This is a genomic window from Burkholderia sp. 22088, from assembly GCF_052045915.1.
Taxonomy (GTDB): domain Bacteria; phylum Pseudomonadota; class Gammaproteobacteria; order Burkholderiales; family Burkholderiaceae; genus Burkholderia; species Burkholderia cepacia.
In genome coordinates this window covers 480,517-491,048 of sequence record NZ_JBQEPY010000004.1, presented here as the reverse complement: position 1 = coordinate 491,048, position 10,532 = coordinate 480,517, and the positions used below count along the sequence as shown (strand labels likewise).

Sequence of the window (10,532 nt, the reverse complement as noted above, 5' to 3'; positions counted from 1 at the left end):
TGCGTGCATTGGAGATCGCTGTGGATGGTGCGGCCGTGCGTTGCAATACCGATGATCTTGTCGAAGACGCGGAGCGTGGATTGGCGCGGAAGGAGTTCTTTTTCGTTTATCAGCCAAAGCTCCGCCTTCAGACCGGATTGTTGTCCGGATTCGAGTCATTGATACGCTGGCAGCATCCGGAGCGCGGCGTGTTGATGCCGGCGGCGTTCATTGACCTCGTCGAAGATTCGCATCTGACATGCCGATTCACTGATTATGTGGTCGAGGAGTCCGCGCGCGTGCTCGCCGGTTGGGCTGCGCTCGGCTATGACGATTTGTCTCTGTCCGTCAATTTGCCCGCTCATGAAGTCACGCGGCCGGGAATGGCAAGAAGACTGGCGCTCGTTCTGGATTCCTACGCCGTCCGTGCCGCGAATTTTCAGATTGAACTGACGGAGTCCATCGATCCTGGCCCGATAGAGGCACTTGCCGCGGCCGTGTCATCGATTCGAGATCTTGGGGCGAGCGTTGCGATCGATGATTTTGGTTCGGGGTGCTGGTCGTTGACCAAATTGCATGGCCTGGCTGTCGATACACTCAAGCTGGATCGATCCTTCATGCGCGACGTTCATGAAAGTGCCGAATCGAGAGCGATGGTCGAAGCGCTCGTCGAGCTTGGGAGCCGCTTGAAGAAGAACGTCGTCGTGGAGGGTGTCGAAACCAGGGCTCAGTTCGAGTGGCTGAGAGAAATGATGCAGATTGATTGCCAGGGATACTACATCTCCGAACCCGTTCGAGAGGAGCAGGTGGATCGATTGATCGAACGATGCGGAATTCCGGGGTGAAGCGAGGGCGTTGTTGTTCCGGGTGAATGGGGATGGCCGGAATGCAACGATTCCTTCTCGTATATGTCGAGGGCGACTCGTTGTTTCCATGGCGTGCTTCTCAAGTCGCGACCGAGCGTCAGCGGAGCTGGCGCTTGTGGATCGCCAGGATCCGATTGACCGCGGCTTGGCAGGGGCGTGACGAGTGTGGCACTCCGTGACGGGTCGACATGGGCGGGGTGTCCACGCGATGCCTTCAGGGGATGATGCTGTCGCGTCAAAACCGGCATGCTTACGAGCGAGCGTGCGCATTATTTGCCGGGCACAGGCGCAGGCTCGATTCATCGAAGGCGCGGGATCGAACGTGCCATGTGACGCATGAAAGGACAGGCCGCAACCTTGAGTCGATATCGCGAATCGAAACCGAAAAGTACGATCAGGCCGATACGCGTGAGTGATGCGGTTCAAAGTCGCGAGTAAAGCAATCTCGCGTGAATGCGTCGATATAGTCCATCATCAAATCGGATGAGCGTCCGGCTTCCTGCTCGTCACCGGCAGCGACTGCTCGCGCGACTCTCGTGTGCTGCAGGCTCGCCGACGGCAAATCATCCAGCTGCTTGTGATACATGAAGTAAAAGCGTCGCGACAGGGCATGTAACGGTGCGATGGCCTCGGCGGCGAACCGATTCCGTGAAAACTGCGCGATGAGTTGATTGATCGCATAGACGCATCTCAAGTAGGCGACGACGTCTCGAGATTCGCCTGCCGCGTCGAGTTTTTTGGCGATTTCGCGGATCTGTTCGCGCTCCTCTGGCAATGACCGCCGTGCAGCGCGTTGCGCGATGAGGCGTTGGAGTTCACGGCGCGTTTCAAGTACGAGCAACTGATCATGAATGTTCGGGACGGTGATCATGATGCCGTGTCGTGGAACGATCTGAAGGAGATGCGACGCAGCCAGTCGTTGCGCGGCCTCGCGAACCGGCGTTCTCCCGGTATTCAGCTTTTCTGCGAGAGAGGCCTCGGACCAGACGCTGCCGGGTGCAAGCTCCAGCGTGACGATGAGTTCCTCGAGTTTATCGTGGGCTTGTTCGGCCAGGGTACTGCCAGTCAGTCCGTTCATTTGCCTAAGTGTTTGCCTGAAGAATATCACTAACATATTAGTCAGGTCCCCCCTTGTTTTCAACTCGAGACTTAAAAAGGGCAAGGTCAAGGAACGGGTTTACCCCCCTTTGATCTCTGGCAGGTGTCTCGATATCCTACTGATATGTCAGTAACATTTGAGTGGCATGGTATGTGGATGCGCCATTTCAAGCCAGGGCGGGCGATGAGTTTGCTCGACGCGTCGATCGCTATCGAGGCCGGCATGAAATGGCAATCCAGGTGCCGGCTTGCCTGACAGGTTCGCAACGGTCTGCCAATCCGCATCGTCGACGCCGCTCTTTGGTGTTGGGCACGGAACAGCGGGTACTTGGAGAAGTTGATGACGGGCAAGGTTGCAAGGTCGTGTATCGCTGGATTTTGAGGTTGATGTAGGGGTGAGATGAGGTTGGTTTCAATCGGTCGGCATTATCAAAAACAAAACATACGTTCAGACCTGTGTATTCAGGCGATCGATTTGGAGTGCGATGAAAATCATTCGGGTCGACGAAGGCTGGGGGTGTTATGAGTATCTTGTTAGTGGAAGGGGATCACGATCAGGCGTCGGCCCTTGAAAGGGCGCTGCACGGGTCGGGTCAGGAAATTTTCCGGGTGTGCGATAGCACACGGGCTGTTCAGTTTCTGAAAAAGGAGAGGGTCGAACTCATCGTGCTCGATTGGCGAATTCCAGATGCCAACGGCCTGAATTTGCTGCACTGGATTCGGGCCAACGTCGGAGATGAGCCGGTCGTTTTGTTCCTTGCCGCGAGAACGCTTGAAGCAGATGTTGCCGCCGCGCTGGACGCAGGAGCCGACGAGTACATCGGCAAGCCGTTCCGCGAGATCGAGTTGGCCGCTCGCGTCAACGCGCTGTTGCGTCGAAATGGCCGCAACAAGAAACCCGACAGCAGGGTCGAGGTCGGAGCGTATGTGTTGAACCCGCTGGCGCGCACAATCGCCGTGCACGGAAAGATCATCGACTTGACGGCAAAGGAATTTGCGCTGGCAAATTTCCTGTTCACCAACATCGGGAGCGTGCTTTCCCGGGATTCCTTGTCGACGCTGGCGTGGGGGCGAGCGCTCGATGGAACATCGCGGAGCCTCGACACGCATATCTATCGACTTCGACAAAAATTGGCGCTTCGTCCGGAAAACGGGCTTCAATTGAGTGCCGTGTATACGCATGGCTACCGGCTCGATATGGTCGACGACTTTTCGATGGCGGAGAATTTTGCGGCCCGCGGCCCGGTCCCGCAGCGTGCGATTGCCGAGAGCCCTGCTTCCGCGCTGGTTTAGACAATTCCGGGAGATTCGTCCGTCTAATTGTGTGAAGGTGATCCGGGCTGCTCTCGGCGGTTATCGCGCGGGCAGCCCGCTTCGCGCCAGCGATTTCGTGGATCCGATGCATGACGTGTCGACGGGCAGGTCGTCCGGGTCCTGTGCGATTCCGTGCGCCAGCCATGGCGCAGCAAGATGATGAACTTCTCTTGTCCAGAAGGGACGAATGCGGGGCAGTGCTTCCTCCCCGCAAGCGCAGTGGGGTATCCGTACCCCATATAATTTGCCTGGGTTTGCCCGGATACGCGGGATATCCCTGAGGGATCGTGGCCGTGCGGTTTTCCGGTGGGGACGGATCGAGCAAGTGGCGCGCGGCGTCTTCCCGGTTTCTCGGGCTGTCGCCCGGGTTTATGTCCAAGCTATTGTTTTTGCAGGACATATCGGGGGTGTTCCTGGTTCGTCGAGGTTGTCCCGGGTTCACGTTCGGGTGAGCAACGTTCGAGGTCGAGCGGGCTTCGCCGGCCCGAAAAAAACCGTCAATCCCCCTTCTTGAATTTGTCAAAACCCGTCCATATAATTAGCACTCGCTGCACGAGAGTGCTAACAATTCTCTGCCGGGCGATAAGCCGGGCAGATTCCCTAAGCGTTCTTCAATCTCAGTCAAGAGAGGAGTGAATATGAACCTTCGTCCTTTGCACGATCGCGTGATCGTCAAGCGCCTGGATCAGGAAACCAAGACCGCCTCGGGCATCGTGATCCCCGACGCCGCTGCTGAAAAGCCGGACCAGGGCGAAGTCCTGGCGGTCGGCCCGGGCAAGCGTGACGACAAGGGCGCCCCGATCGCGCTCGACGTGAAGGTCGGCGATCGCGTCCTGTTCGGCAAGTACGCAGGCCAGACCGTGAAGGTCGACGGCAACGAACTGCTGGTCATGCGCGAAGAAGACATCATGGCCGTGGTCAACGCCAAGTAAGCGTCCACCGACGGTACATATTCCCAAGAATTCAAGGAGTTAGAAGATGGCAGCTAAAGACGTCGTATTCGGCGATTCCGCCCGTTCGAAGATGGTCGAAGGCGTGAACATTCTCGCCAACGCAGTCAAGGTCACGCTGGGTCCGAAGGGCCGCAACGTGGTGCTCGAGCGCAGCTTCGGCGGCCCGACGGTCACCAAGGACGGTGTGTCGGTCGCGAAGGAAATCGAGCTGAAGGACAAGCTCCAGAACATGGGCGCGCAAATGGTCAAGGAAGTTGCTTCCAAGACCAGCGACAACGCAGGCGACGGCACGACGACGGCAACCGTCCTCGCGCAATCGATCGTTCGCGAAGGCATGAAGTACGTCGCATCGGGCATGAACCCGATGGACCTGAAGCGCGGCATCGACAAGGCAGTCGCAGCGGCTGTCGACGAGCTGAAGAAGATCAGCAAGCCGTGCACGACGAACAAGGAAATCGCACAGGTCGGCTCGATCTCGGCGAATAGCGACACGTCGATCGGCGATCGCATCGCTGAAGCGATGGACAAGGTCGGCAAGGAAGGCGTCATCACCGTCGAAGACGGCAAGTCGCTGGCCGACGAACTCGACGTCGTCGAAGGCATGCAGTTCGACCGTGGTTACCTGTCGCCGTACTTCATCAACAACCCGGAAAAGCAAGTCGCCGTCCTCGACAACCCGTTCGTGCTGCTGCACGACAAGAAGGTGTCGAACATCCGTGATCTGCTGCCGGTGCTCGAGCAAGTCGCGAAGGCTGGCCGTCCGCTGCTGATCATCGCGGAAGACATCGAAGGCGAAGCGCTCGCAACGCTGGTCGTGAACAACATCCGCGGCATCCTGAAGACCGTTGCGGTCAAGGCGCCTGGCTTCGGCGATCGTCGCAAGGCGATGCTGGAAGACATCGCGATCCTGACGGGCGGCCAAGTGATCGCCGAAGAAACCGGCCTGACGCTCGAGAAGGCAACGCTGGCAGAACTGGGCCAGGCGAAGCGCATCGAAGTGGGCAAGGAAAACACGACGATCATCGACGGCGCAGGCGAAGCCGTGAACATCGAAGCACGCGTGAAGCAAGTGCGCGCGCAAATCGAAGAAGCGACGTCGGACTACGACCGTGAAAAGCTGCAAGAGCGCGTGGCCAAGCTGGCCGGCGGTGTTGCAGTGATCAAGGTCGGCGCAGCGACCGAAGTCGAAATGAAGGAAAAGAAGGCACGTGTCGAAGACGCACTGCACGCAACGCGCGCAGCTGTGGAAGAAGGCATCGTGGCAGGTGGCGGCGTTGCGCTGATCCGCGCTCGCACCGCGATCGCAGGCCTGACCGGCGCGAACGCCGACCAGAACGCCGGCATCAAGATCGTGCTGCGCGCAATGGAAGAGCCGCTGCGCCAGATCGTCACGAACGGCGGCGAAGAAGCCAGCGTCGTGGTGGCGGCAGTTGCTGCAGGTACGGGCAACTACGGCTACAACGCAGCGACGGGCGAGTACGTCGACATGGTCGAAGCCGGCGTCGTCGACCCGACCAAGGTCACGCGTACCGCACTGCAGAACGCAGCTTCGGTTGCAGGCCTGCTGCTGACGACGGACGCAGCTGTTGCCGAACTGCCGAAGGAAGACGCACCGATGCCGGGCGGCATGCCGGGCGGCATGGGCGGCATGGGCATGGACATGTAATCGACTTCGGTCGATGGTGTCCGGAGCGCGCAGCGATGCGCGTTCCAGCCAAAAGAAAAGACCCGCAGCGATGCGGGTCTTTTTTTATTGGTGCCGTTGAATCGGCGGCGGGTGCGGGACGGCCGGGTGCGGCAAGGATGGCGCCGCGAGTTCGCCGCGACGGCGGGACGTGCCCGCCGTGTTCGGCTCAATGCCGGTGCGACGTCCTCGGCACCGGGTCGACCTTCACCGCCGGCGGGGTATCCGCGTCTTCATTGCTGCGCGCCCAGAAGAACCGGTCGGGCAAATACGCGCCCATGCCGGGCCGGAACGCGTCACGCACGGCCTGGTACAGGTATTCCTGCGCTTCACGAACCGCTTCGGGCGGCTCCTGGCCGTTCGCGAGCAGTGCCGCGATGGCCGCGCCCAGCGTGTCGGTGATGCCCATCAGCCGATGCGGCGAACGATCCCACATGTCCTCGCGCAACTGGCCTTCTTCGCCGTACAGCGTGTTGACGAGCCGATGCGAGCCGGTCTCGGACGACAGGATGTACTCGCAGCCCTGCGACAGCAGGTGCGACACGGCTGCGTCGAGATTCGGCGCCTCGGCGTCGCCGTCCGGTTGCGCGAGCGCGATCAGCGTCGCGTAGTCGGCAACCAGCAGCGTGGTTTGCGGCGCGAGCAGGTCGGCGATCGATTCGCGCAGGTCGTCGGCGGCGAGCACGTGTTCGTCGTCGAGCGTGAAGTCCGGCGCGAGCACGAGCGGCACGCCGTCGTAGTCGGCGACGACCTCGGCGATCGCGCTCACGACTTCCGCACGCGTCGCCGCGCCGATCTTGAACGCGGCAACCGGCATGTCTTCGAGCAGCATGCGGGCCTGGGCGGCGACCACGTCGGGATCGAGGCCGGTGACTTCGTCGCAGGCGGCCGAGTCGCGCACCGTGTAGCCCGTCAGGACGGACACGCCGTGACAGCCCATGCTCGCCAGGGTCATCAGATCGGCTTGGAGGCCGGAGCCGCCGGTGGGATCGGACAGGCCGAAGGTGAGGACGATCGGAGGGGCGTTGCTGGACATGTAAAAATGGGGCAAGAGAAAAACGGGAAAGCGACGGACATGCGGACGGCGAGGCGAAATGGGCGTTTTCGGCCCTGTGTTGCCCGGCAGGCCGCACTTTTCAGCCATTATGCGGCGGAATCCGGCCCGCACGACGGATTTTTTAGCGCAGCGCAACGTAGTCGCCGTACTCCAGCGCGATTGCTAGGCAGTCCGGCCCCGACACGGTACCATCATGGCTCCCGAATTTACCGACTTTCCCGACGCGGCTTAAGATGGAATACAAGAGCTGGATGTGCCTGATTTGTGGCTGGATTTATGACGAAGAAGCCGGGCTGCCCGAAGAGGGCATTGCCCCGGGCACGCGCTGGGAAGACGTCCCGATCAACTGGACGTGTCCTGAATGCGGCGCCCGCAAGGAAGACTTCGAGATGGTCCAGATCTGACCGGACCCTCGGCCCACGGCACACCGCTCAGGCCTCGCATCGGTCCGGCGCTCGCGCGCCGAGGCCTGCGCGAGCGACTTGACGATGACAGGCGCGCGTGTGCATGAGGCCCGAACCGGCGAACGTTCCCCACCCTGACGCATTGCCCAACCCGCGCGGCGGGGCCGTGCGCGCGGCCGACGCGTGGCTTGCGGCGGCTGCCGACGCATTCGAGCGTCGCGACGACGCAGCCGCGCCGCTGTCCGCCGCGGCGGCCGTGCTGGCGGAAGCCGGCTGGCTGCCGGCCGCGCGATTCGCGGGGCAGTTGTCGGCCGCCGTGCCGCTCGTCGCCGTCGAGCCGACTTCGGCCGGCTGGCGGGCCGCGCTGCGCGATTTCCGCGCGGCCGTCGGCCGCCACAACCTGCGCGAGCTCGCCTGCTCGCCCGTTCTCTTCGAACATTTCCGTGCCTTGCGCGCGCAAAGCGCCGCCGACCTGCGCGCGAGCGCGCCGCTCGACGCGCTCGCGCTCGTCGGCCGTGCGGTGCCGCCGGCCACGCTGCGCGCGTTGCCCGATGCGTTTGCGACCCGGATTCGTGCCCGCTACGAACAGGCGCTGCTTGGCGTGCTGCGCGCGGGACACGGCGCGCCCGATGCGGCACTCGCCGAACTCGACGCGATGATGGCCGTGCTGGCGGGCGACGATCCCTACGATTTCTGGCGGCTCGCGGCCGCGTGCGTGCGCGCGCTGCGCGCCAGCGGCGCGCCGGAGCTGAAGCGCTTTCTCGCGCGGACGAATTTGCTGCTAGGCGAGCACGCGCAGGGCCGGCGCAGTGCGCCGCCGGAACTCGTGCGCGAGACGGTGGCGCTGCTGTGGCGCGATTTCGCGCTGTTCGGCGCCGCAGCCGAGGATGTCGCACTCGTCGACGTGCTGCACGACTACGGGCTGACGGTCGACTGGCACGTCGCCGGCACGCCCGCATCGGAGGCGCTGTGGGAGGCCGATGCCGCCCGGGCCGAGCACGATGCGGTTGCCGCCGCGCCGACCCGCGCGCTCGGTGTCGTGACGGTCAATGCGCATGCTTATGAGGATTTCCTGCAGACGGCCGATGCGTCGATGGCCGACCTCGCTGCCGATCCGGCCGCGGCCGACGCGGGGGCCGCATGGCACGCGTCCGGCGCTGCCTACCGGGTCGGTACGGCCGCATGCGCGCTCGGGCTCGGCCATGCGGCGCTCCTGGCCGACACGCTGGGCCTGGCGTGGCGGCGTGCGGCGCACGGCGTGCCGCTCGCCGACGGCGGCCTCGATGCGCACGGCCACGCGTCCGACATGCTGCGCGCGGCGCTGCTGAAGATCGCCGCCGGCGTGGCGCCGCCGGACCTCACCGCGGCGTCCGGCGCGCTCGGCGCGGCGCTCGGCCGGGCCTGACGAACAGGGGGACGAGCAAGGGGGCGAACACGCGGCGGTGGCCCTTGCCGCGCGGGCCTGCAACACGCTGCCGACAGCGCCCGCGCGCGTGTTAGAGTGCCGTGTGATCCGCGCGCGCCGTTGCCAGCGCGGCGCGGCGTTGCTTGTTGATCGCGGCCCGGTCAGGCCGCGGCGTCTTTGCTAAAATTCAAACCATGTCAAAGCCTTCCGATCGCATCAATCTCACCAACCAGTTCCTGATCGCCATGCCGAACATGGCGGATCCGACGTTTTCAGGAACGGTGGTCTATCTTTGCGATCACAGCGAGCGCGGTGCGCTCGGCCTCGTCATCAATCGTCCTACCGACATCGACCTCGAATCGCTGTTCAACCGCATCGACCTGAAGCTCGACATCGAGCCGCTGCTGCACATCCCGGTGTATTTCGGCGGCCCGGTCCAGACCGAGCGCGGTTTCGTGCTGCATGAACCGGTGGAGGGCGCGAGCTACAACTCGTCGATGTCCGTCGAGGGCGGGCTGGAGATGACCACGTCGAAGGACGTGCTCGAGGCGGTCGCGACGGGCAACGGCCCGAAACGCTTCCTGCTGACGCTCGGGCATGCGGGCTGGGGGGCCGGGCAGCTCGAGGAAGAAATTTCCCGCAACGGCTGGCTGACGGTTGCCGCCGATCCGCGCATCGTGTTCGACACGCCGGCCGAAGAGCGCTTCGAAGCCGCGCTCGGCCTGCTCGGCGTCAGTTCGTCGATGCTGTCCGGCGAAGCAGGGCACGCATGAGTGGCGCGAGCGCGCGCGATGCGACGCTGCTCGCGTTCGACTACGGCGAAAAACGTATCGGCGTCGCGATCGGCAATGCGCTGACGCGCTCGGCCCGTGCGCTCGTCGTGATCCAGAACCTGAACCGCGAACACCGCTTCAAGGCGGTCGGCGACCTGCTGGCCGAATGGCGGCCGGACGCGCTCGTCGTCGGCCTGCCGATGCATCCGGACGGCACGCCGCACGACATGACGCAGCAGGCGAAGCGCTTCGGCAACCAGCTGAACGGCCGCTTCGGGCTGCCCGTCACCTGGGTCGACGAGCGTTATTCGTCGGTCGAGGCCGAGGCCGGGCTGCGCGAGCGCAACGTGCGCGGCCGTGCCCGGGCCGAGATGCTCGATGCCGAAGCCGCGCGCGTCATCCTTCAACAGTATCTCGATCAATTGTCCGACCATGAGCACCATTGACGCCGAGGCGCTTTACCGCGTCCTGCTCGACCAGATCCGCGCCGCGTACGGCACGGCTTTCGCCGAACCGGGCGGCCCGCGGCTCGCCGGCATTCACAGCGGCGGCGCATGGCTCGCCGAGCGCCTCGCGCGCGATCTCGGCGCGCCGGCGTTCGGCGTCGTGAACGTCGCGCTGCACCGCGACGATTACGCGAAAAAGGGGCTGCACAGCCAGGCCAGCCCGACGTCGCTCCCGTTCGAAATCGACGGCGCGCGCATCGTGCTCGTCGACGACGTGTTGTATACCGGGCGCACCGTGCGCGCGGCGCTCAACGAGCTGTTCGACTACGGCCGTCCGGCCGCGGTCGAGCTCGCGGTGCTCGCCGATCGCGGCGGCCGCGAGCTGCCGGTCGCCGCGCGCTTCGCGGGCGGCACGCTGGACGTGCCGGCCGGCGCGACGCTCGTGCTCGCGCGCGACGACGCGCAGTTCACGCTACGCGTCGAGGCGCACGGCGCCTGAGCGGCACGCGAACCGTATCCCGGGCCGCTGGTTTGCACCGCGGCCCGTTTGCAT

General features: G+C 63.7%; 11 protein-coding genes. 9 read left to right on the top strand and 2 right to left on the bottom strand.

All coding sequences use genetic code 11. The features are described 5' to 3' along the window. Positions 1-8 precede the first annotated feature (8 nt). Positions 9-824 (top strand): EAL domain-containing protein, encoded by an 816-nt coding sequence (locus tag ACTJLD_RS10700; protein WP_060084006.1) that lies wholly within the window; start codon positions 9-11, stop codon positions 822-824. A 415-nt stretch (positions 825-1,239) separates the two neighbouring features. Here the strand turns inward: ACTJLD_RS10700 and ACTJLD_RS10695 are convergent, their stop codons facing one another. Further along, complete coding sequence (locus ACTJLD_RS10695; protein ID WP_049098221.1) at positions 1,240-1,923, bottom strand: GntR family transcriptional regulator; 684 nt, start codon at positions 1,921-1,923, stop codon at positions 1,240-1,242. A gap of 542 nt (positions 1,924-2,465) precedes the next feature. Here ACTJLD_RS10695 and ACTJLD_RS10690 point away from each other — a divergent pair. The 3 genes from ACTJLD_RS10690 to groL all read left to right on the top strand — a co-directional run bounded on the left by ACTJLD_RS10690 (position 2,466) and on the right by groL (position 5,876). Continuing rightward, complete coding sequence (locus ACTJLD_RS10690; RefSeq protein WP_440658677.1) at positions 2,466-3,236, top strand: response regulator transcription factor; 771 nt, start codon at positions 2,466-2,468, stop codon at positions 3,234-3,236. 659 nt (positions 3,237-3,895) lie between these two features. After that, on the top strand, positions 3,896-4,189 hold the full coding sequence (gene groES / locus ACTJLD_RS10685) for a co-chaperone GroES (protein WP_011351136.1): 294 nt from the start codon (positions 3,896-3,898) through the stop codon (positions 4,187-4,189). Positions 4,190-4,235: 46 nt separating this feature from the next. Further along, on the top strand, positions 4,236-5,876 hold the full coding sequence (gene groL / locus ACTJLD_RS10680; protein ID WP_021163332.1) for a chaperonin GroEL: 1,641 nt from the start codon (positions 4,236-4,238) through the stop codon (positions 5,874-5,876). Between the two features lie 187 nt (positions 5,877-6,063). Here the strand turns inward: groL and ACTJLD_RS10675 are convergent, their stop codons facing one another. Further along, positions 6,064-6,930 (bottom strand): hydroxymethylpyrimidine/phosphomethylpyrimidine kinase, encoded by an 867-nt coding sequence (locus ACTJLD_RS10675; protein ID WP_027788204.1) that lies wholly within the window; start codon positions 6,928-6,930, stop codon positions 6,064-6,066. Positions 6,931-7,184: 254 nt separating this feature from the next. Between ACTJLD_RS10675 and ACTJLD_RS10670 the strand changes: the two genes are divergently transcribed. From ACTJLD_RS10670 to pyrR, 5 genes are all read left to right on the top strand, one after another. Next, complete coding sequence (locus tag ACTJLD_RS10670; protein ID WP_004186709.1) at positions 7,185-7,355, top strand: rubredoxin; 171 nt, start codon at positions 7,185-7,187, stop codon at positions 7,353-7,355. A gap of 103 nt (positions 7,356-7,458) precedes the next feature. Then, positions 7,459-8,760, top strand: coding sequence for a hypothetical protein (locus ACTJLD_RS10665; protein ID WP_124839573.1), 1,302 nt, complete (start codon positions 7,459-7,461; stop codon positions 8,758-8,760). 194 nt (positions 8,761-8,954) lie between these two features. Beyond that, positions 8,955-9,533, top strand: coding sequence for a YqgE/AlgH family protein (locus ACTJLD_RS10660; protein WP_027788202.1), 579 nt, complete (start codon positions 8,955-8,957; stop codon positions 9,531-9,533). Beyond that, positions 9,530-9,979 carry a Holliday junction resolvase RuvX gene (gene ruvX, locus ACTJLD_RS10655; protein WP_027788201.1) on the top strand — a complete coding sequence of 150 codons (450 nt, stop codon included), beginning with the start codon at positions 9,530-9,532 and terminating at the stop codon, positions 9,977-9,979. Before ACTJLD_RS10660 ends, ruvX begins: the two co-directional genes overlap by 4 nt. Next, positions 9,966-10,478 carry a bifunctional pyr operon transcriptional regulator/uracil phosphoribosyltransferase PyrR gene (gene pyrR / locus ACTJLD_RS10650; RefSeq protein ID WP_059695976.1) on the top strand — a complete coding sequence of 171 codons (513 nt, stop codon included), beginning with the start codon at positions 9,966-9,968 and terminating at the stop codon, positions 10,476-10,478. The genes ruvX and pyrR overlap by 14 nt, the downstream gene beginning before the upstream one ends. The last annotated feature ends 54 nt before the right edge of the window (positions 10,479-10,532 follow it).

Bases quoted from the DNA above. Each gene is read 5' to 3' on its own strand.
- ACTJLD_RS10695 (WP_049098221.1), bottom strand. From the start codon at position 1,923: ATGAACGGACTGACTGGCAGTACCCTGGCCGAACAAGCCCACGATAAA.
- ACTJLD_RS10690 (WP_440658677.1), top strand. From the start codon at position 2,466: ATGAGTATCTTGTTAGTGGAAGGGGATCACGATCAGGCGTCGGCCCTT.
- groES (WP_011351136.1), top strand. From the start codon at position 3,896: ATGAACCTTCGTCCTTTGCACGATCGCGTGATCGTCAAGCGCCTGGAT.
- groL (WP_021163332.1), top strand. From the start codon at position 4,236: ATGGCAGCTAAAGACGTCGTATTCGGCGATTCCGCCCGTTCGAAGATG.
- ACTJLD_RS10675 (WP_027788204.1), bottom strand. From the start codon at position 6,930: ATGTCCAGCAACGCCCCTCCGATCGTCCTCACCTTCGGCCTGTCCGAT.
- ACTJLD_RS10670 (WP_004186709.1), top strand. From the start codon at position 7,185: ATGGAATACAAGAGCTGGATGTGCCTGATTTGTGGCTGGATTTATGAC.
- ACTJLD_RS10665 (WP_124839573.1), top strand. From the start codon at position 7,459: ATGAGGCCCGAACCGGCGAACGTTCCCCACCCTGACGCATTGCCCAAC.
- ACTJLD_RS10660 (WP_027788202.1), top strand. From the start codon at position 8,955: ATGTCAAAGCCTTCCGATCGCATCAATCTCACCAACCAGTTCCTGATC.
- ruvX (WP_027788201.1), top strand. From the start codon at position 9,530: ATGAGTGGCGCGAGCGCGCGCGATGCGACGCTGCTCGCGTTCGACTAC.
- pyrR (WP_059695976.1), top strand. From the start codon at position 9,966: ATGAGCACCATTGACGCCGAGGCGCTTTACCGCGTCCTGCTCGACCAG.